Source organism: Tsukamurella sp. II2bb (genome assembly GCF_057815145.1).
Genome location: NZ_JBYPZI010000011.1, coordinates 95,552 through 117,857, shown reverse-complemented (window position 1 = coordinate 117,857; position 22,306 = coordinate 95,552). Strand labels below are relative to the sequence as shown.

The following is a 22,306-nucleotide window of genomic DNA, read 5'->3' as shown; positions in this document are numbered from 1 at the left end:
AATGCGATGTACCTATCCGAAAAGACTCACGATGTCCTGGCCGCGGTCGCCGAAGGACACGCGACGAATCCGGCAATCGTGGCAGTGACCCGACTCCCTGCGAACTACGTCAAGGGCGCCATCCACCGACTGCATCGTCGCCACGGACTCCTGGTGCGCCATCGCCATGGCGTGTACCGCATCGGCCCCGCCGGATGGGCGTACCTCGAGGAGGCGGATCGATGGGCGTGATCGACAACCACACCATCCACTACCCGCCTGCACCGCTGGTGCTGCCGCTCACCGTGCACGTCTTACGCCACCTGCAGGACCACGGACCCGATACCCCAACAGAGATGTCCGCACTCTACGGCGTACCAATCGCCGACGTGGTGGCCGCACTCCGTGGGCAACCGTGGGCGATTCACCGACTCACTGAACAGCGCACGGGCGTATACACGTTCGCCGAAGCATTCGCCGACGTGCGTTACGAGATCACCGATTACGGGCGTGATCTGTTGCGGTGGGAGGCGATCGGCGTGAACGACGGCCATTTCGAGGGGAGCGCGGAGTGACGGACGGGCCTCGATACTCATCGCGCGTCGTCGCTGTTCTCACCGCGGTCACTTACTGGAGCCTGCCGGTCCGCATCGCCGACGAGATCGCGGAGAGTCCGAAGTTCGTGGCGAACACGCTCGGCCGTCTGGTGCGCGATGGAATGGTGCGCCGCGTGTGCTTTGGCGTCTACGAGATCACGCCGATCGGACTCGAGGAGCTTGCTCGAGGAGACGACGATGCGTGACATGCACCCGGCAGAGGTCTCGATTCTCGAGGCCATTCGATTCGATTGGCGCACAACGACGGAGATCGCCGAGCTGACCGGACTGTCCACGGCGACGGTGAAGACATACCTGCGGCGGTGGTCGGCGGGGTGTCCTGCGGTGCGTCTGCATGCCCTTGTGGGCGGTGACGGATACGAGTACCGCTGCAACGGTCGCGGTCTCGCGTGGCTCCGCTACGCCGCGGACGGGATGCCTCAGACCTACTCGGTCGACGACGATCTCGAGCCGGAGGAGACCCCGTGACGGTCAAATTGAGACGACACGCGCTGATACTGCTCACCGCGATCGCCATGGCCCCGGAGCCGCTGACGCGCGGGCAGCTCGCGAAGGCGGCCCGCCTTCGGTTCGCGACGGTCCTCGACGCTGCCGAGGAGCTTGTCGCGGTCGGACTGGCCGCACCGCTCGACCCCCGAGACAATCGGCTCACGCTCACGGCCGCCGGGGTCGAATTCCTTGAGCAGAAAGCCGACGAGGAGAAGCCGTGACGGTCCACAACCTCGACTATCGGGCCGTTCTCGAGGCCGTGCACGACGGACCACGGACGCCGCTCGAGATCGCGGTCACCACCGGTCACCAGGTGTTCGTGGTCGATCGGCTGTTGGACCGTCTGGAATGGCGAGGTTTCGTGCTCCCCGTCGGCGAAGAGCCTCGACGGTGGCAGATCACGCACCGCGGGCGGCTCCAGCTCGAGGACTAAGAGCGACTTCTCACGGCCGGATCTCCGTCCCGGCCCCACCCATACCAACCGTGCTCTGTTCGTTCGCCTGTGGGCGAATGAGGGGCCACTTTCTCATGGAGATCTTCATGACTGATGACTTCTTCCCCGCCCTCGACACGTTCCGCGGCAACGGGACTCAGCTAGGCGGCGGCGCCTTCGGTGTCGACGGCCGCCGCTCCGACATCGCTGGCGCGTGGGTCCGACTCGCTGCTGGCTTGCACCATTTCGGCGGCATCGTCGACGCGAAGCTCCTCGAGGCCGTGACCGCACTCCGCGATGCAACCGAGGAGATCGAGACTATCGCCGACGGATACGCCGCTCGAGGCGCCGCGAAGGCACGCGCCGCATTCGCCGCCCTACAGGCCGAGGACGTGACCATCGAGACGTTCGACGCTGCTGTCGACTCTTGCTTCGTTGGGCCGGTCGACGTCGCGGCACGGTTCGCCAACGATGTGGGCGCCGCCCATGTCGCCGAGATCAAGGCGCGTCTGCTCAAGACTCGATCGAAGATCCACGCGGGCCTGGCGCGCGCGCTCAAGATCAACGTGGAAAACGGACTCGAGCTGTTCACCGTCCTCGACGGCCGACTCGATCCCGCGGATGCCCTGGACGCCGGACTTGGTGACGCTTGGCAGTCGCTACGCGCGTCATATTCCGAATACCAGCGGATCTGCTCGCTCACCAGCGATTGCCGAGGGGCGAAACTGCTCCCCGGTCCTGCTCCGCGCGACGGCATCGATCGACTGTGGCGCTGGTCCTACGAGCGCGACCCGGAGCTGGTGAGCGAGATCAACACCGTGAGTGCACGTTCGTCGTCTGCGCCCGCTCCGCGACCGGACATCGTCGGACAGCTCGAGACGTACCGCCGGATGCTGGCCGCGGGGCCGCGGATCGCGACCACCGAGCAGGTATCCGCCGAGGAGACGGCCGAAGCCGCGGAGGCCCGATGGCGCTGATGGAGGTCTGGGACGCGTTCCCAGAGCGTGCCTACGAAGAGCGCGACGCCGAACTCACCGACCTGATCGCGGCCGTCGCGGACATGATCACGGAGGAGAGCGGGCGGCAGTGGTCCGCGGCCACGCTGCCGGATCCGCTCCGCGTGCTCCTGGCGAACGTGGCGCGAAGAACAGCGTGGGCGTGGCCGGAGACCGGGCCGGAGCTGACCCCGTCGGAGATCTCGCTGTGCCGCGCCTACCGGCCGGAGCCGTGCCGGTTCATCACCCCGTACACGCCGCCGGAGCCGGTATCACTCGAGGAGCTGACCGACGGCGCCCGACAACGACGCTCTGGGCGGCTCCTGTGACCCGGCCGGAGTGGTGGCCGGAGATCGACCCGATTGCGCTGGTGGGGCGGCAGTACCGTGGTCTCGATCCGGTGCATCCGCCGGAGTCCGTGAGCTGGGCGCCCGGCGAGATCCGCGACCCCGGCGGCCGTCGGATGTTCTCAGACGACTGATTGCGACACGCCGAACGCATTCGAGCGGACCACGGCCGGAATCGGTCGATCGAATCGTGCAAACCGGCGCGCGGATCCGTACGGGAATCGGTCCGGCGTGCCGTGTCGGAAATTCGCATTACTGCAGGTCAGGAGCCAATTAATGGTTTCCTATGTGAAGTTTCTAGCAAATTTTCAGTTCCCGTAGGACGGACGGCAACGCAGGCTCTACACCTGGTCCACCTGCGATGTCGGAGTACCCCCGTACCGTTTGCCATCTCATCATTTAGCTCTGCTACACGTTCACTCTGGTGTATCGCCCGCACGATTTCCGAGCGATCGCCGAACCGTACGCCCACGCCGCCCTCGAGATCTTCCACGCCTCGAGCGGCGGCCATCGGTGTATCTGGACGCCGAATCGTGCTATCAGTACATGCCTAATCGCGCTCTGGCGCAACGGCTCTCGAGCGCGTACAACGAGATCACATCGTCCACCGTCGAATCCGAGGAGACCATGATGAACCGACCCACCGCCGACGACTGGCAGCGGATCTCCCACGTCATCCGCGAAGCAGAACATCTCCTGCAGCTCGACCCCGACGACGACCACGGCCTACACACGTGCGGGAACCTGGCCGCCCACGGCCTCGAGGCCACCGCGATCGAAGGGGTCGTCCGCTCGCTCCGGCGCGGATTCCGACCGGCGCGGCCCACGGTCCGAGTGCACGCGGGCCGCCTCGCATCATGGGCTGCATGGCAAGCTCGAGGCGCCCACGAAGCCCTCGAGCGCCTGGCCTACAAGCTCGATCACTGAGAGCGCACGCACTCGAGGCCCGCAAGCGCAACACGCGTCATCCGCTCGAGGCGAACAGCGGTATCGGGACCACGGTCCCATTGGTTTCCCTATACGTCACCATCCAGCGCACGCGCGCCGACGGACGCCGTGCTCGAGCATCGATGGAGATCCCGTAGACTCATGTAGGTCTACGGCCCCATGGTGGAATTGGCAGACACGCCGCACTCAAAATGCGGTACCGAGAGGTGTGACGGTTCGAGTCCGTCTGGGGCTACCACAACATCGAACGAAAGTTCGATAGGCAGAGATTCCGCTCCCCATCTGCTCCCCGCGGACGAATATCTGCAGGTGAACGCGGTCAGATTGAGACCTTTTGAATCCGTTGCCTCTGCCAATTGGGCTACGGGGGCGTCCGGCGGACCGTCGGAAACGGCCAGCCTGTCCAGCTTACCGGGCGGGTTCGGCGGCCTCGGACTCGGCATCCACGGAGGCGAGGAAGGCGTCGATCACGGGCCAGGTCTCGCGGGTGGCGTCGGGGCCGGCAACGAGGCCGAGGTGGCTCGACTCGACGGTCGCGAACTCCACCCGGGGCGAGCCGGTGAACAGGTCCACGCCGTGCCGGGCGGTCTCCCACCCGCACAGGGCGTCCCGGTGCGAGCCGAAGAGCTGGATGGGCACGTCGATGGAGTGCAGGTCGATCACGGTGGACCCCAGCGTCACCCTCCCCGCAGCGAGCTCACCGCGGAAGATCAGGCGCTCCCACAGCTGCCGCGCGAGCTTGCCGGGATAGCCGGGGAACGTCCGTTGGAAGCGGTCGATGACCTCCATGCGGGCCAGCTTCTCAGGATCGCCGAGGTTCTCGAGCACGAACTTGGGCTTCTTGAGCTCGCGATCCCACGACGTGGCGCGATACGCGACCCGCACGAGCGGCGCGGGGATGCCGCCGAGCAGGGCGATCAGCGCGCCGGGCCCCGCGCCGTCCACGGGCTTCATCAGCGAGGTCACCACCGGATAGGGCTGCTGCACGCCGTAGTTCAGCGGGGTCGCGATGGAGACGATCGAGCGGATGGACCCCGTCGACGCCCCGGCGGTGAGGAAGGACAGCGTGCCGCCCAGGCTCCAGCCGTACAGGTCGACTCCGGCACCGTCGGGCACCTCACCGCCCCAGAAGTCCTCCAGGGCCCGGGTGATGGCCTGCGGGATGATGTCGAGGACGAAGTCCTCGAAGCCGAGGCCGCGGTCCCGGTAACCGATCTCGCCGAAGTCGATGACGTAGGGGATGCGGCCCGTCGCGGCCAGGTGCGCGACGACGGAGGTCTCGGGCGAGAGGTCGTAGCAGGTGGCGGGCGCGGCGATCGGAGGCACCAGCAGCACCGGGGCGGCACCGGGAACGGCGGCCGCGGCCCGCGCCTCGTCGGAGGCGAACCGGCGGAGGGTGCGGTGCGCACCGTCGGCGACGAGGACGTGCGGCGTGCGCTCGACGGAGCGGATCCCCTCCCCCAGGGTGAGCGCCCAGAGATTGCCGGCACGCTCGCGCAATTGAGTCCGACTCAATACCTTCATGGTCGTACGATACCGCGCACGACGGGCCCGATTTCCCCCGCCCGGTAACGTACCCCCTGATGAAGGACACCGAGCCCACCCCGCACCGCGTGCTCGTCGCCGAGGACGAGGCGATCATTCGCATGGACCTCACCGAGATGCTCCGCGAGGAGGGCTACGACGTGGTCGGCGAGGCCGAGAACGGTCAGGTCGCCCTCGACATGGCCCGGGAACTCCGGCCCGACCTGGTCATCATGGACGTCAAGATGCCCGTGCTCAACGGGCTCGAGGCCGCGCAGGACATCGCCCGCGAGCGGATCGCCCCCGTCGTCATGCTGACCGCCTTCGGCCAGCGCGAGTTCGTCGAGAAGGCGCGCGAGGCCGGCGCGATGGCCTACCTGGTCAAGCCCTTCACCAAGGCCGATCTGGTGCCGGCCATCGAGATCGCGATCAGCCGCTTCGCCGAGCTCGCGGCGCTGGAGAAGGAGGTCACCACGCTCGCGGGGCAACTCGAGACCCGCAAGCTGGTGGACCGCGCCAAGAGCATCCTCATGGACAAGCACCACGTCTCCGAGCCGGAGGCCTTCCGCTGGATCCAGCGCACGGCGATGGACCGGCGCACCGACATGCGGACCGTCGCGCACCTCGTCATCGACACCCTGGGCGGGACCACCGCGCCGTAGCACGCGGCTACCGCGCCGCGGGCGCACCGTCGACGTGCGCGGCCACCGTCGCGAGCACCGGGGTCAGCGCCTGCGTCGCCGACTCCCAGGTGTGGCCGAACGGCGACACCTGCACGGTGCAGCCGATACCGACCTTCTCCATCGCTGCGCACAGCGTCCGCGACGCACCGGCGGAGTACGGGTCGGGCTCGTAGCCGCGTCCCCCGGCCGGGCGGGGCTTCCCGCCCGCGCCCTGCGGGTGCCCCGAGGCATCGACGAAGATTCCGGAGACCCCCTGGTAGGCACCGTGCCGGGCCATGACGGTCTGCGGGTCGTAGGCGTCCCACTGCCCGGCGTCGCCGCCGAACAGGCGCGCGATGGTCTGCTCACGCGTCCCCGCGTTGGGCCGCAGGTCGCCACCGATGTCGCCGAAGGCGCTGAACCACTCCGGGTGCATGACGGTGAGGTCGACGGCGCACGTCCCGCCCATCGACCAGCCGATCACGCCCCAGTGCGCCGCCTCGGGCGCCGCGCCGAACCTGGAGATCACGTACGGGCGCACGTCCTTCGTCAGGTGCGAGGCGGAGGCGCCCCGCGGGCCGTCGACGCACTCGGTGTCGTTGTTGAAGCTGCCGCCGGAGTCGACGAAGACCAGGATCGGGGCCCGGCCGCCGTGCGCGGCGGCGTAGTCGTCAGCGGTCCGGGTGGCCGAGCCGAGACGGATCCAATCGGCCGGGGTGTTGAACTCGCCGCCGATCATCTCCACCGCGGGCAGCGCCGGCGGCGTCGCCCCGGAGAACCACGCGGGCGGGAGGTAGACGTACTCGGTGCGGTGCGCGAAGCCGCTGGCATCGTCGGGAATGTCGACGGGGACCACGCGCCCCCGGCTCTGCACGGTGTTCCGCAACGCCGGCAGGTCGCCCTGGGCGGTCTCGTTCGGGAGCGGCCCCGCGGTGAGCGCGGCCCAGGCGACCTGGACGGTGCGGTAGTAGCCCACCCACTGGTTCACCACGAGCAGCGCCGCGATCAACAGCAGCGGCACCGCGGCGATCGAGACGATCGAGACGATCCGCCCCCGCCACCGTCCCGAACGGAACCGCAGGATCGCCGCCACCAGCGTCGCCGCAGCCAGTCCCAGCCAGACCCACAGCATGCGCGGCGCGGGATCCCCGGCGACCCCTTGGCCGACGAGCTCGGCGTCGGCGGCCCACGCGACCACGGCGCCGAAGACGAGACAGACGGGAAGCCCGATCCGCGGCCAGCGACCACGGCCCAGCAGCACGACCGCGGCAGCGACGCCCGCGAGCACGAACACCGTCAGCGGCAACCACCCTGTGAGCAGCGAGATCCCGCCGCGATGCGTCATCACGCGCACCAGCGTTCACGGTGTGCCCGGGAGAACGCTGGGAACCACCCGGGAAGGCGCTGTCAGACGGTCAGACGGCGCGGACGGGGCGCGCCGGCAGCTGCTGGCCCGCGTAGTACCCGGTGCGCGGCATGTTCTGGAACGCCGGCGCCTCGCCGGTGGCCTTGTCGTTCTGCCGGTCGATGACCTTCTTGACCGCCTGCGGCGAGGTGCCCGTGTAGCGCGCGATGTGCACGATCGGGATGCGGGCCGCGTACGCGGCGAGGATCGTCTTGCGGTACTGCTCCTCAGCATTCGCCTTCAGGTGCGACCAGTGCGAGATCGGGCTGAGGAAGTCGCGGACCTCTTGAGGCGTGGGCTCGGGGACCTTCGGCATCTCTACTCCGTGAGTTCTAGCCAGGGGCGGGACCCAGGCGGCTGATAAGGGCGTTCGACCGTACATCGACCACGCACCGTGGTTTGTTACACGCCGGTTGGATTAGTCGCCGGCGGGGGTGGTACAACGGCTTCGATGCATCCCTCAGCCGTGGCGACCCATTCGCCGGACACGCTCCACACCTGGGTTCTAACCCCCGTGGTGACGGGGCTCATGGTCGTCGCCTCCGTCCTCTACGTCTACGGCACGATCCGGGCGCGGCGGGCGGGAGTCGCCTGGCCGATCACCCGCGTGCTGTGGTGGTTCGTCGCGATGGCGCTCCTGGTGTTCTCGGTCAACAGCGTCATGGCCGAACTCGCCAAGCACCTGTTCTGGGCGCACATGGTGGTGCACCTGGTGCTGATCACCGTCGTCCCGATGTTCCTGGTGCTCGCCGAGCCGATCCGGCTACTGGCCACCGCCACGGGTGAGACCGGCGACCGCCGCGTCCGGGCGTTCCTCGGCAACCGTGTGGTCCGCCTGGTCACGAGCCCGATCGTGGGGCTGCCGCTCTACGCCTTCGCCCTGATCAGCACCCACCTGACCGGCTTCCAAGATCTGGCGCTGGAGCACCCGTGGCTCAAGCAGCTCGAGTACACCGGCTACTTCGTCATCGGCTGGATCTTCATGCTCCCGCTGATCGGCAACGAGCTGTGCGGACCCACCAAACTCTCGCACCCACTGCGCTTCGCGTCGTTCCTTCTGGCCATGGGCCCGGACACCCTGGTCGGCGTCACGCTCATGATGACCACCGCCGAGCTCGCCCCCGGCTACTCGGCCTCGCGGCTGGGCTGGGGTCCCACCGGGCTCGAGGACCAGTCCGCGGCCGGCGCCATCATGTGGTTCGGCGGCGACGGCCTGATGATGATCCTGCTGCTCGTGGTGGCCTTCCAGTGGATCACCGCGGAGGCCACCGGCAAACGCGGCGGCGGCATGGGCTCCTGGCTCGACTCCGCGCGCCGCGGCACGCTCATCGGCGAGAACGGTGAGGGCGTCGACGTCGACGACGACGAGGCCGCCCTCGCGGCGTACAACGCGCGGCTGCGGGAGATGAACCGAGGCCGTTGACCGGCCCGTCCCTCGATCAGCGGAGCGTATGAATCAGCGGAGCGTGTAGACCTGCGCGGCGGGGAAGGTCCCGAACCGCAGTGCGATCGCGGCGACCAGTACTGCGCCGATCACCGCGGCGCAGCCCCAGCCCACAGCCACGACCTGCTGCCGCGTGCGCTTCTCCCGGGGCAGCAGCTCGGGGGCGTAGACGATGCCGGCCGTCACGAGCCCGCCCGCGACGAAGCCGCCGAGGTGGCCCAGCCAGGAGATCCCCGAGAGCGTGAACGACGCCACGACGTTGACGCCGATCATCACGAGCAGCGACGTCGGGTCCAGCTTCATCCGGAGGAAGAGCACCAGCTCCGCAGCGATGAGACCGAAGATCGCGCCGGACGCGCCGACGGTGATCGTGTTCTCCAGGCCGAACCACAGCACCGCGGCGCTGCCGCCCAGGAGCGAGAGCCCGTACAGCACGACGAACCGGGCCCGCCCGAGCGCCTGCTCGATGTTCCGGCCGAAGACGTACAGCGTGAACATGTTGACCAGCAGGTGGATCGGGCCGAAATGCAGGAACCCGGAGGTCACCGCCGTCCACCACCAGCCGAGGGCGGTCGCGGGCGCGGACAGGGCGAACCTGGCCACCTCCGCCGAGTACATGTTGTTCTCGATGCTGCCGGAGGCCTTCGCGCTGAAGGCGAAGACGATGACGTTCGCCGCGATCAACGAGTACGTGACGACGGGCTGCCAGTCGCGGCGCACCGTCGAACCGAGTACGGTCACCGGCCGCCGGCCGCGAGCGAGACCATGACGGTGCCCGAGGTGGAGGTCAGCTCCGCGCCGGAGACCGGCGTCCCGGGGAGATCGCTGACGGTGACCGCGTAGTTCTGCTTCGGGTTCGCGGTCAGCGAGGACAGCGTGAAGGGGAAGACGCACCGACCCGACCGGAGGGTTCCCGCGCCGAGTTCCGCGTCGAAGCTCTCGCCGTCGCCGCGGAAGACGATCCGGGCGCCCTTCTGGACACCCTCCGCGCTGCCCGTGCCAGTGCAGTTGGTCGAATCCGCCCGGTACTGCGAGGGGGACAGCACGACGGCGCCGTCGCGCTCGAAGGCGGTGGTCGCGAAACCGAAGGAGACCGCGAAGAGGCCCAGTCCGGCGATCACCACGGCGGCGACCACGGTCACCACGACGACCCAGGCACGGTTGCCCGGACCGAGACGGCGCCACGGCTGCTGAGCGCCCGGCGGCAGGGGCTCCGGCAGCGTCGCGCGCCAGTCGTGGCCCGGCGTGCCCTCGGGCACCGTCGGGATCGGTCGCTGCTGGGTGTCCTGGCTCGTCACTTGGCCCCCTTCGCCGGGAAGTACTTCAGCACACCCTCCTGGGTGGTGCTTGCTACCAGAATGCCGTCCGCATCGAAGAACTGCCCGTTCGACATACCGCGGCCGCCGTCGGCCACCGTCGAATGCGAGGAGTAGAGGTTGTACCGGTCGAAACGCACGCGGCGATGGAACCATAGGGACTGATTGAGCGTGACCGCCATGATCCGGTCGTAGCCCCAGGACAGGCCGTGCCGGGTGATGATCGAGTCGAGGATCGTGGTGTCCGAGGCGTAGGCCAGCGCGGCGTCGTGGATCACCTGATCGTCGGGGAGCGGCCCGGCGGTGCGGATCCAGACGTTGTTGTCCTCCTGGACCACGCCCTTGCCCTTGGCGATCCACGCCGGATCGTTGGCGAACCGCATGTCCATCGGCTGCGGGGCCTCGACGAACATCGAGACGACGTCCTCGTACCCCTCCAGCGTGTCCTGGATGCTCGGCAACTCCTCGGGCCCCGGCACGTCCGGAGCGGGATCGCCGTGCACCAGCGGGTTCCGGCCGTCCGTCTGGTAGGCGAGCTGCATCAGTGCGAGCACGACACCGCCCTGCTCGACCGAGACCAACCGGTTCGCGACGTTGCGGGTATCGCGCAGCCTGCGCACCACGAACTCCAGGTCGGCGCTCACCTCACCGCCGTTGATGAAATGCGTGTGCGCGGCGTGCAGGAACAGCGAATCGCGCGCCCCGGGCACCGTCCGCCCGGAGGCGACGATCGCCTGCGAGAGGATCTGGCCGCCGAACGTGCGGGCGGCGGTCTTGGCGGGGTGACGACCGAGGAACCGGTCCTCCCCCGCCTCCGCCAGATCCAGCGTGCCGAGGAACTCGTCGAAGTCGGTGAGTGTCTCCGTCATGACGAGAAGCCTACTGGGGCGGTTCCTAGTGGTCGTCCTCGCCGATCCGGTGCACCTGGATCAGGTTGGTCGAGCCGATGGTCCCGGGGGGCGCACCGGCGACGATGACGACCTGGTCGCCCTTCGAGTACCGGCCGATGCCCTCCAGCGACTGGTCGACCTGCCGGATCATCGCATCGGTGCTGTCGGCACCGTCGACCAGGAAGGTCTCCGTGCCCCACGACAGCGCGAGCTGGCTGCGGACCTCCGGCAGCGGTGTGAAGGCGAGCAGCGGCAGGCGCGTGTGCAGGCGGGCCAAGCGGCGCACCGTGTCACCCGACTGGGTGAACGCGACGAGCGCCTTGGCGTTGAGCCGCTCGCCGATATCCCGCGCGGCGTACGAGATGATGCCGCGCTTGGTGCGGGGAACGTGGTTGAGCGGCGGGACCGGTGGCCCACCCTCCTCGACGGCGTGCACGATCTTGGACATGGTGCGGACCGTCTCGATCGGGTACTTACCCACCGACACCTCACCCGACAACATCACCGCATCCGCACCATCGAGCACCGCATTCGCCACATCCGACGCCTCCGCCCGAGTCGGACGACTGTTCTCAATCATCGACTCCAACATCTGCGTCGCCACGATCACCGGCTTGGCGTTCTCCCGCGCAATCTGAATCGCCCGCTTCTGCACCAGCGGCACCTCCTCAAGCGGCAGCTCCACGCCGAGGTCACCACGCGCGACCATCACCGCATCGAACGCCAGGATCACCGCCTCGAGGTTCTCGATCGCCTCCGGCTTCTCGAGCTTGGCGATCACCGGGATCCGCCGGCCCACCCGATCCATCACCGCGTGCACCCGCTCGATATCCGCCGGCGACCGCACGAACGACAACGCGATGAAATCCACACCCAGCTCGAGCGCGAACTCCAGATCCTCGATGTCCTTCTCCGACAACGCCGGCACCGAGACGTTCATCCCCGGCAACGACACACCCTTGTTATTGGAGACGGGGCCACCCTCGGTGACCTCACACACCACATCGTCACCGTCGACCGAGACGACCTTCAGGCCGACCTTGCCGTCGTCGACCAGCAGGCGGTCACCCGGGCGGGCGTCCTGCGCCAACTCCTTGTACGTCGTCGACACCCGATCATGCGTCCCGACCACATCCTCGACGGTGATCCGCACCGTCTCCCCCGTCTCCCAGACGGTCCGGCCATCACCGGCGAACCGGCCCAGACGGATCTTCGGCCCCTGCAGATCGGCAAGGATGCCGACCGCCCGGCCGGTCGTATCGGAGGCGGCGCGCACGCGGTTGTAGTTCACCGCGTGGTCGGCGTGCTCACCATGGCTGAAGTTCAGGCGAGCGACATCCATCCCCTCCTCAACGAGAGCGAGCACCTTCTCATCGGTTCCGACGGCGGGGCCCAGAGTGCAGACGATCTTGGTTCGACGAGTCACGTCCTCCACGTTAGTCCTCCGTATTCCGCTCTGTGGAGTCTCCTGTCAACCTGCCGGTATCCATCAGGCGAACATCAGTCTGCTCGCGCGGGTCGGGGCCGGCGGCCCCGGCGGATACGTCCTGTTCGGGGGCGGTTTCCGAGGGGGCGGGCTCCCGCTGGTCCAGGAGGACCGAGTCCTCCCGTCCCTTCGGAGCGAGGAGGAAGTAGGCGATGGCTCCGGCGAAGACGAGCGCCGCGGTGAAGACGTTGATGCGGACGCCCAGGATCAGCGTGGCGTGATCGTCGCGCATCATCTCGATGAAGAACCGGCCGAGGCAGTAGCCGGCCACGTACAGCGCGAAGAGGCGACCGTGGCCGATGCGGTAGCGCCGGTCGACGATCACGAGGAAGGCCGCGACCAGCAGGTTCCAGATCAGCTCGTACAGGAAGGTGGGCTGGACGACGGCGAGCACGACGCCGGTGCTGTGCCCGTTCAGCACATCCGGGCCGCGCTGCCCGAGCGAGTTCGCGCGCTCGTAGATCTCGAGCCCCCACGGCACGGTGGTGGGGGCGCCGTAGAGCTCCTGGTTGAACCAGTTGCCGAGCCGGCCGATGGCCTGCGCGACGATGATCGCCGGCGCGATCGCATCGGCGAACGGTCCGAGCCGGATGCCCATCCTCCGGCAGCCGATGGCCGCGCCGACGCCGCCGAGCGCGACGGCGCCCCAGATGCCGAGGCCGCCGTCCCAGATGCGGAACACGGCACCGATCCCGCGGCCGCCCGGCCCGAAGTAGGTGCTGAAATCGGTCAGCACGTGGTAGAGCCGGCCGCCGACGAGGCCGAACGGGACGGCCCAGACGGCCACGTCGAGCACCTGCCCGGGCTTGCCGCCGCGGGCGACCCAGCGGCGGTCGCCCCACCAGCAGGCGACGATGATGCCGACGATGATGCACAGTGCGTAGGCGCGGATCGGGACGGGCCCGAGGTGCCAGACGCCCTGCGCGGGACTCGGAATGCTCGCGAGGATCACGCCCGTCACCCTACTGACAGCGCGGAGGGACGTCACTGCGAGCGCAGGTGGCGGCTCTCCCTACGATGAGCGCCGTGGCGACGCCGGATCTCGTTGTGCTCGGGCTCGGCCCGGCCGGGCGCGCGGTCGCGCACCGGGCCGCGGTCTCGGGCCTGACGGTGCGCGCCTTCGATCCGGCGCCGGACGCGCGGTGGCGCCGCACCTTCGGACTGTGGGCCGACGAGGTCCCGTCGTGGCTGTCCGGCGGGGTCGTGGCCGCGGTCGGGCGGCCACAGGTGGTGGCGCGGCGGCGGCACGAGCTGCGCCGCGACTACGCCGTGCTCGACGTGGACGCGCTGCAGGACGCGCTCTCCCTCGACGGTGTCGACGTGCGGGCGGAGCCTGCCGGCCGCGACGGCCACGGCACGGCTTTCGTGATCGACGCACGCGGACCGGCACCGTCGGCCTCGGCCGGCCCGCCCCGGCAGACGGCGGCCGGGGTGCTGGTGCCCGCGGGCGCGCACGAGGAGCTGTGGATGGATTGGCGACCGGCTCCGGGGCTGCCGGACGCGGCGCCCGCGTCCTTCCTCTACGCGGTCCGCGTGTCCGACGACGCCCTGATGCTGGAGGAGACCTGCCTCGCGGGCGCGCCCGCGGTCACCGTCGACGAACTCGAGCGGAGGTTGCGCTCCCGGCTGGCCGCGCGCGGCGTCACCGCGGGCGATGTGCACGAGCGCGTGGACTTCCCCCTGCTGAGCCAGGGCCCGAGGAGCGGCCGGGGATGGTGCGGCGTCGGGGTGCGCGGTACGACCCTGCACCCGGCGACCGGCTACTCGGTTGCCGCGTCGCTGGCCTTCGCGGACCGGGCGGTCGCGGCACTGCACGCCGGCCGGAACCCGGTCGGCCCCGACGCGATCGCCGCGCACCGGCTCCGCGCCGCGGCCCTGCACGCCCTGCTGGGCATGTCCGCCCGGGAGCAGCGCGACTTCTTCGAGGTCTTCTTCGGGCTGCCCGACCGGCACGTCCGCGGCTTCCTGTCGGGGCGGTCCGGAACGACGGCGAACGCCGCAGCGATGGCTGCGGCGTTCGCGGCGGCGCCGTGGGGGCTGCGCCGGCGCCTGGCGCGTGCGCTTACTCCGCGGGGTTCTCGCCTGCGGCGCTGAAGTCGGCCTGCTCGATCTCGAGCGCGCGCGCCTGGCCGATGAGGTCCTCAAGGGCGGCCGGCGGAAGCGCCCCCGCCTCGTTGTAGACCAGGTTGCCCTTCTTGAAGACCATCAGCGTGGGGATCGAGCGGATGTTGGCGGCCGCGGCCAGGCTCTGCTCCGCCTCGGTGTCGACCTTCGCGAAAACCACGTCGGGGTGGGCCTCGGATGCCTTCTCAAAGGTCGGCGCGAAGGCGCGGCACGGACCGCACCAGGAGGCCCAGAAGTCGACCAGCACGATGTCGTTGCCGGTCACGGTGGTGTCGAACTTGTCTGCGGTCAATTCTACTGTCGCCATACTGGCCACAACGATTTTGCCGACTCCATGATTCCCATTCGCTGAAATGTCGGACGGGATCGCTATCCTCGACTGGAGCGTGCATCAGCGCGCTGCATGTACACGAGTGCATCTACTAAGGGGATACATATGACCGACGTCCTTCGCGCAGGTAACCAGCTCGGGCTCGGGGAGACCCTCGACTCCCTGAACGGCGGCTACACGCTGACCCTGCAGAGCGATGGCAACCTCGTGCTCACCGAGGGCACCGGCACCGTGGTGTGGGCCAGTGGCACCGACGGTAAGGGTGTCGAGCGGGCCGAGTTCCAGACCGACGGCAACTTCGTCCTCTACACCGGCGGCGGCGAGGGCGTCTGGTCCACCCAGACCGACGGCTCCGGTGCCGACCGCATCGTCCTGCAGGACGATCGCAACCTCGTCGTCTACGCCGGCGATGCCGACAAGTGGGCCTCCAACACCGCCACCGACCAGCCCGCGCCCGCGCGCGAGGCCGCTCCCGCCCCCGAGCCCGAGCCCGTCGCCGCCGAGGCGCCGGCCGCTCCCGCGCCGCGCACCCACACCGTGCAGTCGGGCGACACCCTGTGGGCCATCGCCGAGCAGTACCTGGGCGACGGCAACCGCTACACGGAGATCGCGCAGCTCAACAACATCGAGAACCCCGATCTGATCAACGTCGGCCAGGTCATCACCATCCCCTGATCCACCTCCGACGCAGCACCGCACCGGCCGGCCCTCACGGAGGGCCGGCCGGCGGCGTCTCTACTCGCCCCGCAGCAGCCCCTTGGCCACGTGCGTCACCTGGATCTCATTGCTGCCCGCGTAGATCATCAGCGACTTGGCGTCGCGGGCGAGCTGCTCGACCCGGTACTCGGCCATGTAGCCGTTGCCGCCGAAGAGCTGAACGGCCTCCATCGCCACCTCGGTCGCGGCGCGCGAGCTGTAGAGCTTCATCGCCGAGGCCTGCGCCAGCGTCGGCGGCTTGCCGGCGCGCGAGGCCTCGATCGCGGAGAACAGCATGTTCTGCACGTTGATCCGCGCCACCTCCATCTCCGCCAGCTTGAGCTGGATGAGCTGGAACTTCCCGATCTCCTGGCCCCACAGGGTGCGCGAGCGCGCGTAGTCGATCGACAGCCGCTGCGCCTCGTTGATGATGCCCAGGCTCAGGGCGGCGATGCCGATGCGTTCGGCGGTGAAGCCGGCCTTCGCCGACGCCCCGCCGCCGCCGGGCGTCTCCTCGGTCTCGCCGAGCAGGCGGTCGGCGCCCAGGTGGACGTCGTCGAAGAAGAGCTCCCCCGTGGGCGAGCTCATCATGCCCATCTTCTTGAAGGCCTTCCCCTGGGTCAGCCCCGGCATCCCCTTGTCCAGCACGAAGGTCAGCACCTTGCGGTCCCGGATCGGCGTCCCGTCGCCCTCGTCGAGCTTGGCGAAGACGACGATCGTGTCGGCGTGCGGGCCGTTGGTGATGAAGGTCTTCTGACCCTTGAGGATGTAGCCGCCCGCGCCGTCACGGCGCACCGTCGTCTTCATGCCGCCGAGCGCGTCGGAGCCGCTGTCGGGCTCGGTGATCGCCCACGCGCCGATCTTCTCCATCGTGACCAGCTCCGGCAGCCAGCGCTTCTTCTGCGCGAGGGTGCCCCGGGACTTGATGGTGGACACCGTCAGGCCCATCGAGACTCCCATCGAGCCGATCAGCCCCAGGCTGACGCCGGCCATCTCGACGTTGAGGATGAGGAACATCGACGAGGTGAGCGTGCTGGATCCGCCCGCCTTCGGCTTCTCCCCCGCGGCCTCGGCGGCCAGCTCGGCCTCGAGATTCTCCCGGTTGACCTGGTCGATCCCGAAGGTCCCCAGCATCTTGCGGGTGATGTCGTAGGGCGGCAGCGCACCGCTCTCCAGCTCGTCGACGTGCGGCCGGACCTCCTTGTCGATGAACGCGCGCAGGGCGTCGCGCACCATCAGGTCTTCCTCGGACCACTCGAACACCGGCAACCTCCATCGATAGAACGTGTTCTATATTTTGGCCACCATCGTTCCATCCGGCTGGTTCGACGGTGCGTGAACCCCCGAAATCGCCTCTCCGGCCCCCCGCGACCCGGAGATTCAGAAGGCGAAGGTCGTGTACCCCGTGGGACGAGCGGAGACGATGTCGTCGATCGCGGCCAGGTCCTCGATCGACGGCTCCCACTCGACGGCGGCGACGTTCGCGGCGATCTGTTCGGCGCGGCTCACCCCGGAGATCACCGATCCCACGGCGGGCTGCGCCGCGAGACCGCCGATCGCGACATCGAGCAACGAGACGCCGCGCTCGTCCGCGAACGCCTGCAGCCCCTCGATCACGTCGAAGTCCGCACCGTCGAGCCGGTGCGTCTCCTGCGCGAGGCGCGTTCCCTCGGGCGCGGCCTCGCCGCGCTTGTACTTGCCCGTCAGCAGGCCGTAGGCCAGCGGGAAGTAGGGCAGCAGGCTCATGCCGAGGCTGTCCAGGGCGGGCACGAGCTCCGTCTCCGCGCTGCGGTTGTACAGCGAGTACTCGTTCTGGGCGGTGATGAAGTGCGGCGTGCCCAGCGTCTCGGCCAGCCAGTCGGCGTTCACCACCTCCCAGGCGGTGAAGTTCGAGCACCCGATGTAGCGCACCTTGCCGGAGGTCACGAGGTCGGCGAGGGTCTCGAGGGTCTCCTCGAGCGGCGTCACCCGGTCCGGAGTGTGCAGCTGATAGAGATCGATGTAGTCCGTGCCGAGGCGCCGCAGGCTGCCCTCGACCGCCTTCAGGATGTAGTTGCGGCTCGCGCGGACGCCGAAGTCCTCGCCGTACAGGCCCTGCGTGTCCATGCCGAACTTGGTCGCCACGACCACCTGGTCGCGACGCGAGCCCAGCGCCCGCCCGAGCAGTTCCTCGCTCGCCCCCGAGCCGTAGCTGTCGGCGGTGTCGAAGAGGGTGATGCCCGCGTCGATGGCCGCGTTCACCACCTCGTCGGTCGCGCGCTGGTCGATCCGCCGACCGAAGGCGTTGCAGCCCACGCCGAGCGTGGAGACGATGAGACCGCTGGTTCCGAGTGGTTGATAGCGCATGCGGACCACGCTACGCGCGGGCCGAGGGCGACTGTCCCCGCCGGCCCGGCGCGCGTGGCCCGCCGCGCGGACTCAGCCGAAGGGGCTGTGCGCGAGCGCGACCCGGCCGGTGAACCGCAGCTGCCTCGCCCGCGGCAGCGGGTGGAAGTGCACGCCGTGGACATCGCGGTAGAGCCGCTCGAGATCGCACGCGCGGGAGAAGCCGACGCCACCGGCGGATTCGATGGCCAACCGGACGGTCGCGATGACGGCGTCCGCCACGACGCTCTTGCGGGCGAGAATCCGCGACGCCACCGCATCGGTGTTCGGGAACGAGAGGTCCGCGGCGTCGGCGAACATCGCGGCCAGCGCGGCGTCCGCCGAGAGGTGCGCGGTCCACATCTCGCCGACGGTCTGGACCGTCGGCTCGTCCGAACGGCCGGCGAGGAGCCGCGTCACGAGGTCGACGGCACCGTCGGCGATCCCGACGTAGGCGGCGGAGATGAGCGGCATCGCCGCGCCGAGCACCGTGTTCAACAGCACCGGCCACTGCCCGGCGGGGCGGGCGACGGAGATCGCCGCGTCGGGGACGAAGACGTCCTCGAGGACCACGGTGTGCGAGCCGCTCGCCCGTAGTCCCAGGCTGTCCCAGGTCTTCTCGATCCGCATGCCCGGGGCCGTGAAGGGCGCCGCGAAGTGCAGTACCTGGTCCTCGAAGCGGGTGCTGCTGACGAGTACGTCCCCCGCCTCGCACCCGCTCGCGGGACCCTTGCGGCCCGACACCAGGTAGCCACCGTCGACGCGCGTGGCGGCGCCGCTGGAGTCGACCCAGTCGGCCGCGCCGGTGCTGATCAGGATCGCGCCGTTCGCGACCTTGCCGAGCACGGCGGAGGCGTCGGCGCCGTGCCGATGCCGCCAGACCTGGGTGGCCACCAGGTGCGAGTGCATGGCGAAGGCCACGGCGGTCGACGGGTCGTGCCGGGCGAGTTCGCGGAGCGCGACGCCGACATCGGCGTGCCGCGCCCCGCCGCCGCCGAGGTCGCGCGGCACCAGCGCCGCGGACAGTCCGCTCCGGCGCAGTTCGTCGAACGCGGCGACGGAGAACTCGCCCGTGCGGTCGCGCTCGGCGACGCCGGGCCGGAGGGATTCGCCGATCGCGCGCGCCGCGGCGACGAGATCGGTGGAGGCGTTTTCCGTGGTGGACGGGGTATCCGTCAGCTGTGAGGTCATACTGTGAATCTAGGAATCCGCGCCCGCCACGGGCAGTCCAGAAAGTGGACCCACCCGGTACAGGTTGTGGACTTCGACGAGGAGGCGTGATGAGCGAAGCGTCCGACGACACCGGCGGTTACGGGCAGTACTGCCCGATCTCCCGCGCGCTCGACGTCCTCGGCGACCGCTGGTCGCTGCTGATCCTGCGCGACCTCTACGTGGGCACCACGCGCTACAACGACCTCGCGCGCGGGCTGCCCGGCCTCTCCCGGACCCTGCTGTCCAAGCGCCTGCGCCAGTTCGAGCGCGCCGGCCTGGTCGACAAGGTGGGCACGGAGTACCAGCTCACCGAGTCCGGGCAGGACCTGCAGCCGATCCTGTTCGGGCTGGGCTCGTGGGGCGCGCGTTGGATCTTCGACGAGCCGCACGAGGACGAGCGCGATCCGACGCTGCTGGCCTGGTGGATCCACAAGCGGGTGGACACCTCGTCGTTCCCCGGGCTGCGCCACGTGCTGCACCTGCACTACACGGACGTGCGGTCGCGGTACTGGATCGTCGTCGAGCGCGGCGTTCCCGCACTGTGCGACGCCGACCCGGGGTACCCGGTCGACGTCACGATCACCGCCGGTCTCGGGGCGCTGTACGAGGTCTGGCTGGGCCGGGTCCCGCTGGCCGAGGCGCAGCGCGCCGGCACGGTGACCTTCTCGGGGTCGTCCGCTCTCACCCGCCGGATGCCGACGGTGTTGCAGCTGAGCCCCATCGCCCACCTCGTCCGGGAGGCGCGCCGTCCGGGCACGGTTGTCGAAGCTCATATCTCTGACTAAAGTCAGGTATATGACGGAGCAGGTTGACGGCGTCCGGCGGTTCAACCGGGCGGTCACACAGCGGCTCGGCGTGCTGCAGGACCGGTATCTCGCGCGTGACCGGCCGCTCGGGCAAGCGCGCCTGCTCTGGGAGATCGGCCGGTCCGGGGCCGGCGTCGACGTCCGCGACCTCCGGTCGCGACTCGATCTCGACTCGGGGTATCTCAGTCGGCTCCTGCGCGCGCTCGAGTCGGACGGTCTGGTCACGGTAGGGAGCACCGACGGTGACGGTCGCGTCCGGACCGCGCGGGTCACCGCCGCGGGGGCCGCGGAGTACGCCGAACTCGAGTCGCGCTCCGAGGACGCCGCGCACGCCCTGCTGAACCCGCTGTCCGAGGGGCAGCGCGCGCGGCTGGTCGCGGCGATGGACGAGGTGGAGCGGCTGCTGCTCGCGTCGATGGTGCGAGTCGAGGAGACCGACGCCGCGTCACCCGAGGCGCGGTTCGCGGCCCGCGCGTACTACGCGGAGCTCGCGGAGCGGTTCCCCGAGGGATTCGACCCGACCATCGGCGGCGCGGTCGCGGACCCGTCGATCACGCCGCCGGAGGGACTGCTGCTCGTGGCACGACTGCGGGAGGAGACCGTCGGCTGCGGCGCCCTCACCTTTCAGGACGGCGGGTTCGCCGAGGTCAAGCGCGTGTGGGCGGCCCCGACGGTCCGGGGGCTGGGCCTGGGCCGTCGGCTCATGGCCGAACTGGAGGAGCGGGCCCGGGCCTCGGGCGCGCGCACCGTCCGGCTCGACACGAACGGCGCGCTCACCGAGGCCATCGGGCTGTACCGTTCGCTCGGCTACCGCGAGGTCGAGCGGTACAACGACAACCCGTACGCACACCACTGGTTCGCGAAGGAGCTGTGATCACACTGCGACGTGGAGACAGCTATTCCGGCTAGATAGAATAACCCGGAACAGTAGAGACGTTATTCCGAGTTGGAGGGTCGGCATGGTGCACGACCGGCGCGCGGGCTCCGCCCAGGAAGACGACACGCCGGACTGGCCGGCTCACGCGCAGCGCATCGTGGCCTGGAGTCAGCGGTTCCGGGGCGGCACCCGCGAGGACCGCACGGTCAGCAGTGCTGAAGTCAGCCTGCCTCCGCACATCTACGACGTGGAATACGCCGTGCCACCCACGCTGTCCGCCGAGATGGAGACCGCGCTCCGCGAGATCGTCAGCCTCGACGTCGAACACCCGGACACGCTCGGGGCATTGGGCACGATGCTGCTCCGCACAGAGTGCGTCGCGTCGTCTCGGATCGAGGAGATCGACGCCGGGATCGACGACTACGCTCGCGCGCTGCACGGGGTGAACTCCAACCCGTCGGCGACCTCGATGGTTCGGGCGACGGCGGCGACCGACGTTCTGCTCGCTGCCGTCACGCGGAACCGGGCGATCGAGCTGGACTTCCTGCTCACGGCGCACCGGACCCTGATGAGCGACGATGCCACGGAAGGCCAACATGCCGGCCGGCTGCGAGATATGCAGAACTGGATCGGCGGCAGCCAGTACTCGCCTCGCGACGCCCTGTACGTCCCGCCTCCACCCGAGACGGTGCCCGACTACCTGACCGACCTGCTCGCGTACGTCAACCGCGGCGACGTCCCGGCACTCGCTCAGGCGGCGATCGGCCACGCGCAGTTCGAGTCGATTCACCCGTTCACCGACGGGAACGGTCGCATCGGCAGAGCACTGATCAACAGCGTGCTGCGGCGGAGATCGGTGACGACGAGCGTGATCGTTCCGCTGGCGTCAGCGCTCGTCGCCCACCGCGACAGGTACTTCGACCACCTCGGCGCATACCGCGACGGCGACCCGGCGCCGTTGATCCGCTCGTTCGTGAGCGGAACGCGAATCGCGGCGTCGGAGTCCCGGGCCACCGCCCGTCACCTCCGCTCGATCCCGGACCAGTGGCTCGACATGACCGCGCCCGTGCGACGCAACAGCGCGACCGCCGCCATCCTCGACTCGTTGATCGCGACCCCCGTCCTGACGGCCGAGGACGTCGAGGACAGGCTCGGTCTGCGCTCGAGCAGCGTGTACGACGCGATCGAGAGACTCCGGTCCGCCGAAGTGCTCCGGCCGCTGACGGATCGGAAGCGGAATCAGATCTGGGGAGCGGGGCTGGTGCTGGACGAGGTGGACTCCCTCGGGGCGCGGATCAAACGCGCCGCGACGTGAAGTCGGCCGGCCATGAGGGCCGGCGGCCTCGCGGCCACCGGTGACC

28 protein-coding genes and 1 tRNA gene are annotated in these 22,306 nt (G+C 69.4%); 17 read left to right on the top strand and 12 right to left on the bottom strand.

Annotated features, from left to right (window positions below; translation table 11 throughout):
* The first annotated feature begins 221 nt into the window (after positions 1–221).
* The 10 genes from AC21LY_RS21340 (at position 222) to AC21LY_RS21295 (ending at position 4,046) form a co-directional block, all read left to right on the top strand.
* Positions 222–554: a hypothetical protein gene (locus tag AC21LY_RS21340; protein ID WP_489048575.1), complete on the top strand. Its 333-nt coding sequence runs from the start codon at positions 222–224 to the stop codon at positions 552–554.
* On the top strand, positions 551–781 hold the full coding sequence (locus tag AC21LY_RS21335) for a hypothetical protein (protein ID WP_489048574.1): 231 nt from the start codon (positions 551–553) through the stop codon (positions 779–781). The genes AC21LY_RS21340 and AC21LY_RS21335 overlap by 4 nt, the downstream gene beginning before the upstream one ends.
* A complete protein-coding gene (locus AC21LY_RS21330) occupies positions 774–1,064 on the top strand; it encodes an RNA polymerase sigma factor sigma-70 region 4 domain-containing protein (RefSeq protein WP_489048573.1) in 291 nt (96 codons plus the stop codon). Before AC21LY_RS21335 ends, AC21LY_RS21330 begins: the two co-directional genes overlap by 8 nt.
* A complete protein-coding gene (locus AC21LY_RS21325; protein ID WP_489048572.1) occupies positions 1,061–1,306 on the top strand; it encodes a hypothetical protein in 246 nt (81 codons plus the stop codon). The genes AC21LY_RS21330 and AC21LY_RS21325 overlap by 4 nt, the downstream gene beginning before the upstream one ends.
* Positions 1,303–1,518 (top strand): hypothetical protein, encoded by a 216-nt coding sequence (locus tag AC21LY_RS21320; RefSeq protein WP_489048571.1) that lies wholly within the window; start codon positions 1,303–1,305, stop codon positions 1,516–1,518. Before AC21LY_RS21325 ends, AC21LY_RS21320 begins: the two co-directional genes overlap by 4 nt.
* 50 nt (positions 1,519–1,568) lie before the next feature.
* On the top strand, positions 1,569–2,495 hold the full coding sequence (locus AC21LY_RS21315) for a hypothetical protein (protein ID WP_489048570.1): 927 nt from the start codon (positions 1,569–1,571) through the stop codon (positions 2,493–2,495).
* Positions 2,486–2,842 (top strand): hypothetical protein, encoded by a 357-nt coding sequence (locus AC21LY_RS21310; RefSeq protein ID WP_489048569.1) that lies wholly within the window; start codon positions 2,486–2,488, stop codon positions 2,840–2,842. The genes AC21LY_RS21315 and AC21LY_RS21310 overlap by 10 nt, the downstream gene beginning before the upstream one ends.
* The gene (locus AC21LY_RS21305) at positions 2,839–2,994 is read left to right on the top strand and encodes a hypothetical protein (protein ID WP_489048568.1); all 156 of its coding nucleotides are present in this window, start codon (positions 2,839–2,841) and stop codon (positions 2,992–2,994) included. The genes AC21LY_RS21310 and AC21LY_RS21305 overlap by 4 nt, the downstream gene beginning before the upstream one ends.
* A 412-nt stretch (positions 2,995–3,406) precedes the next feature.
* Entirely contained in the window at positions 3,407–3,787 is a 381-nt protein-coding gene (locus AC21LY_RS21300; RefSeq protein WP_489048567.1) for a hypothetical protein, read from the top strand.
* A 174-nt stretch (positions 3,788–3,961) separates the two neighbouring features.
* Positions 3,962–4,046: transfer RNA gene (locus AC21LY_RS21295), tRNA-Leu, on the top strand.
* Positions 4,047–4,216: 170 nt separating this feature from the next.
* On the opposite strand, the gene AC21LY_RS21290 is transcribed toward AC21LY_RS21295, so the two are convergent.
* Positions 4,217–5,332 (bottom strand): alpha/beta hydrolase, encoded by a 1,116-nt coding sequence (locus AC21LY_RS21290; RefSeq protein WP_489048566.1) that lies wholly within the window; start codon positions 5,330–5,332, stop codon positions 4,217–4,219.
* Between the two features lie 59 nt (positions 5,333–5,391).
* On the opposite strand from AC21LY_RS21290, the gene AC21LY_RS21285 reads away from it, so the two are divergent.
* Complete coding sequence (locus AC21LY_RS21285) at positions 5,392–5,994, top strand: ANTAR domain-containing response regulator (RefSeq protein ID WP_489048565.1); 603 nt, start codon at positions 5,392–5,394, stop codon at positions 5,992–5,994.
* Between the two features lie 7 nt (positions 5,995–6,001).
* Here the strand turns inward: AC21LY_RS21285 and AC21LY_RS21280 are convergent, their stop codons facing one another.
* Both AC21LY_RS21280 and AC21LY_RS21275 read right to left on the bottom strand, forming a co-directional pair.
* On the bottom strand, positions 6,002–7,339 hold the full coding sequence (locus tag AC21LY_RS21280; RefSeq protein ID WP_489048634.1) for an alpha/beta hydrolase: 1,338 nt from the start codon (positions 7,337–7,339) through the stop codon (positions 6,002–6,004).
* A gap of 70 nt (positions 7,340–7,409) precedes the next feature.
* Positions 7,410–7,715 carry a hypothetical protein gene (locus tag AC21LY_RS21275; protein WP_489048564.1) on the bottom strand — a complete coding sequence of 102 codons (306 nt, stop codon included), beginning with the start codon at positions 7,713–7,715 and terminating at the stop codon, positions 7,410–7,412.
* Positions 7,716–7,850: 135 nt separating this feature from the next.
* Here AC21LY_RS21275 and AC21LY_RS21270 point away from each other — a divergent pair, with 135 nt between their 5' ends.
* Positions 7,851–8,822, top strand: a complete 972-nt coding sequence (locus AC21LY_RS21270; protein ID WP_489048563.1) for a cytochrome c oxidase assembly protein — start codon at positions 7,851–7,853, stop codon at positions 8,820–8,822.
* Between the two features lie 33 nt (positions 8,823–8,855).
* Here AC21LY_RS21270 and AC21LY_RS21265 read toward each other — a convergent pair whose 3' ends face one another.
* From AC21LY_RS21265 to lgt, 5 genes are read right to left on the bottom strand one after another with little or no spacing between them, the layout of a single operon-like run.
* Positions 8,856–9,584 (bottom strand): rhomboid family intramembrane serine protease, encoded by a 729-nt coding sequence (locus AC21LY_RS21265; protein WP_489048562.1) that lies wholly within the window; start codon positions 9,582–9,584, stop codon positions 8,856–8,858.
* Positions 9,581–10,141, bottom strand: coding sequence for a hypothetical protein (locus AC21LY_RS21260; protein ID WP_489048561.1), 561 nt, complete (start codon positions 10,139–10,141; stop codon positions 9,581–9,583). The genes AC21LY_RS21265 and AC21LY_RS21260 overlap by 4 nt, the downstream gene beginning before the upstream one ends.
* The gene (locus tag AC21LY_RS21255; RefSeq protein WP_489048560.1) at positions 10,138–11,028 is read right to left on the bottom strand and encodes an acyl-CoA thioesterase; all 891 of its coding nucleotides are present in this window, start codon (positions 11,026–11,028) and stop codon (positions 10,138–10,140) included. Before AC21LY_RS21255 ends, AC21LY_RS21260 begins: the two co-directional genes overlap by 4 nt.
* Before the next feature lie 25 nt (positions 11,029–11,053).
* Positions 11,054–12,475, bottom strand: coding sequence for a pyruvate kinase (gene pyk, locus AC21LY_RS21250; protein WP_489048559.1), 1,422 nt, complete (start codon positions 12,473–12,475; stop codon positions 11,054–11,056).
* A gap of 10 nt (positions 12,476–12,485) precedes the next feature.
* The gene (lgt, locus tag AC21LY_RS21245) at positions 12,486–13,496 is read right to left on the bottom strand and encodes a prolipoprotein diacylglyceryl transferase (protein WP_489048558.1); all 1,011 of its coding nucleotides are present in this window, start codon (positions 13,494–13,496) and stop codon (positions 12,486–12,488) included.
* 65 nt (positions 13,497–13,561) lie between these two features.
* Between lgt and AC21LY_RS21240 the strand changes: the two genes are divergently transcribed.
* Positions 13,562–14,629 (top strand): lycopene cyclase family protein, encoded by a 1,068-nt coding sequence (locus AC21LY_RS21240; protein WP_489048557.1) that lies wholly within the window; start codon positions 13,562–13,564, stop codon positions 14,627–14,629.
* Here the strand turns inward: AC21LY_RS21240 and trxA are convergent.
* The gene (gene trxA / locus AC21LY_RS21235; protein ID WP_489048556.1) at positions 14,598–14,966 is read right to left on the bottom strand and encodes a thioredoxin; all 369 of its coding nucleotides are present in this window, start codon (positions 14,964–14,966) and stop codon (positions 14,598–14,600) included. The two genes, AC21LY_RS21240 and trxA, sit on opposite strands and share 32 nt — an antisense overlap.
* Positions 14,967–15,095: 129 nt before the next feature.
* Here trxA and AC21LY_RS21230 point away from each other — a divergent pair, with 129 nt between their 5' ends.
* Positions 15,096–15,665 (top strand): LysM peptidoglycan-binding domain-containing protein, encoded by a 570-nt coding sequence (locus AC21LY_RS21230; protein WP_489048555.1) that lies wholly within the window; start codon positions 15,096–15,098, stop codon positions 15,663–15,665.
* 60 nt (positions 15,666–15,725) lie between these two features.
* Here the strand turns inward: AC21LY_RS21230 and AC21LY_RS21225 are convergent, their stop codons facing one another.
* The 3 genes from AC21LY_RS21225 to AC21LY_RS21215 all read right to left on the bottom strand — a co-directional run bounded on the left by AC21LY_RS21225 (position 15,726) and on the right by AC21LY_RS21215 (position 19,241).
* Complete coding sequence (locus AC21LY_RS21225) at positions 15,726–16,949, bottom strand: acyl-CoA dehydrogenase family protein (RefSeq protein ID WP_489048554.1); 1,224 nt, start codon at positions 16,947–16,949, stop codon at positions 15,726–15,728.
* A gap of 117 nt (positions 16,950–17,066) precedes the next feature.
* Positions 17,067–18,032: an aldo/keto reductase gene (locus tag AC21LY_RS21220; RefSeq protein ID WP_489048553.1), complete on the bottom strand. Its 966-nt coding sequence runs from the start codon at positions 18,030–18,032 to the stop codon at positions 17,067–17,069.
* A gap of 72 nt (positions 18,033–18,104) precedes the next feature.
* The gene (locus AC21LY_RS21215) at positions 18,105–19,241 is read right to left on the bottom strand and encodes an acyl-CoA dehydrogenase family protein (protein ID WP_489048552.1); all 1,137 of its coding nucleotides are present in this window, start codon (positions 19,239–19,241) and stop codon (positions 18,105–18,107) included.
* 89 nt (positions 19,242–19,330) lie between these two features.
* Between AC21LY_RS21215 and AC21LY_RS21210 the strand changes: the two genes are divergently transcribed.
* The 3 genes from AC21LY_RS21210 (at position 19,331) to AC21LY_RS21200 (ending at position 22,260) form a co-directional block, all read left to right on the top strand.
* Positions 19,331–20,047: a winged helix-turn-helix transcriptional regulator gene (locus AC21LY_RS21210; RefSeq protein WP_489048551.1), complete on the top strand. Its 717-nt coding sequence runs from the start codon at positions 19,331–19,333 to the stop codon at positions 20,045–20,047.
* A 10-nt stretch (positions 20,048–20,057) separates the two neighbouring features.
* A complete protein-coding gene (locus tag AC21LY_RS21205) occupies positions 20,058–20,942 on the top strand; it encodes a bifunctional helix-turn-helix transcriptional regulator/GNAT family N-acetyltransferase (RefSeq protein ID WP_489048550.1) in 885 nt (294 codons plus the stop codon).
* A gap of 85 nt (positions 20,943–21,027) precedes the next feature.
* Positions 21,028–22,260 carry a Fic family protein gene (locus tag AC21LY_RS21200; RefSeq protein WP_489048549.1) on the top strand — a complete coding sequence of 411 codons (1,233 nt, stop codon included), beginning with the start codon at positions 21,028–21,030 and terminating at the stop codon, positions 22,258–22,260.
* The last annotated feature ends 46 nt before the right edge of the window (positions 22,261–22,306 follow it).

Bases quoted from the DNA above. Each gene is read 5' to 3' on its own strand.
- AC21LY_RS21230 (WP_489048555.1), top strand. From the start codon at position 15,096: ATGACCGACGTCCTTCGCGCAGGTAACCAGCTCGGGCTCGGGGAGACC.
- AC21LY_RS21220 (WP_489048553.1), bottom strand. From the start codon at position 18,032: ATGCGCTATCAACCACTCGGAACCAGCGGTCTCATCGTCTCCACGCTC.
- AC21LY_RS21300 (WP_489048567.1), top strand. From the start codon at position 3,407: ATGCCTAATCGCGCTCTGGCGCAACGGCTCTCGAGCGCGTACAACGAG.
- AC21LY_RS21285 (WP_489048565.1), top strand. From the start codon at position 5,392: ATGAAGGACACCGAGCCCACCCCGCACCGCGTGCTCGTCGCCGAGGAC.
- AC21LY_RS21205 (WP_489048550.1), top strand. From the start codon at position 20,058: ATGACGGAGCAGGTTGACGGCGTCCGGCGGTTCAACCGGGCGGTCACA.
- AC21LY_RS21290 (WP_489048566.1), bottom strand. From the start codon at position 5,332: ATGAAGGTATTGAGTCGGACTCAATTGCGCGAGCGTGCCGGCAATCTC.
- AC21LY_RS21215 (WP_489048552.1), bottom strand. From the start codon at position 19,241: ATGACCTCACAGCTGACGGATACCCCGTCCACCACGGAAAACGCCTCC.
- AC21LY_RS21280 (WP_489048634.1), bottom strand. From the start codon at position 7,339: ATGACGCATCGCGGCGGGATCTCGCTGCTCACAGGGTGGTTGCCGCTG.
- trxA (WP_489048556.1), bottom strand. From the start codon at position 14,966: ATGGCGACAGTAGAATTGACCGCAGACAAGTTCGACACCACCGTGACC.
- AC21LY_RS21210 (WP_489048551.1), top strand. From the start codon at position 19,331: ATGAGCGAAGCGTCCGACGACACCGGCGGTTACGGGCAGTACTGCCCG.
- AC21LY_RS21255 (WP_489048560.1), bottom strand. From the start codon at position 11,028: ATGACGGAGACACTCACCGACTTCGACGAGTTCCTCGGCACGCTGGAT.
- AC21LY_RS21200 (WP_489048549.1), top strand. From the start codon at position 21,028: ATGGTGCACGACCGGCGCGCGGGCTCCGCCCAGGAAGACGACACGCCG.
- AC21LY_RS21275 (WP_489048564.1), bottom strand. From the start codon at position 7,715: ATGCCGAAGGTCCCCGAGCCCACGCCTCAAGAGGTCCGCGACTTCCTC.
- AC21LY_RS21310 (WP_489048569.1), top strand. From the start codon at position 2,486: ATGGCGCTGATGGAGGTCTGGGACGCGTTCCCAGAGCGTGCCTACGAA.
- AC21LY_RS21270 (WP_489048563.1), top strand. From the start codon at position 7,851: ATGCATCCCTCAGCCGTGGCGACCCATTCGCCGGACACGCTCCACACC.
- AC21LY_RS21340 (WP_489048575.1), top strand. From the start codon at position 222: ATGGGCGTGATCGACAACCACACCATCCACTACCCGCCTGCACCGCTG.
- AC21LY_RS21330 (WP_489048573.1), top strand. From the start codon at position 774: ATGCGTGACATGCACCCGGCAGAGGTCTCGATTCTCGAGGCCATTCGA.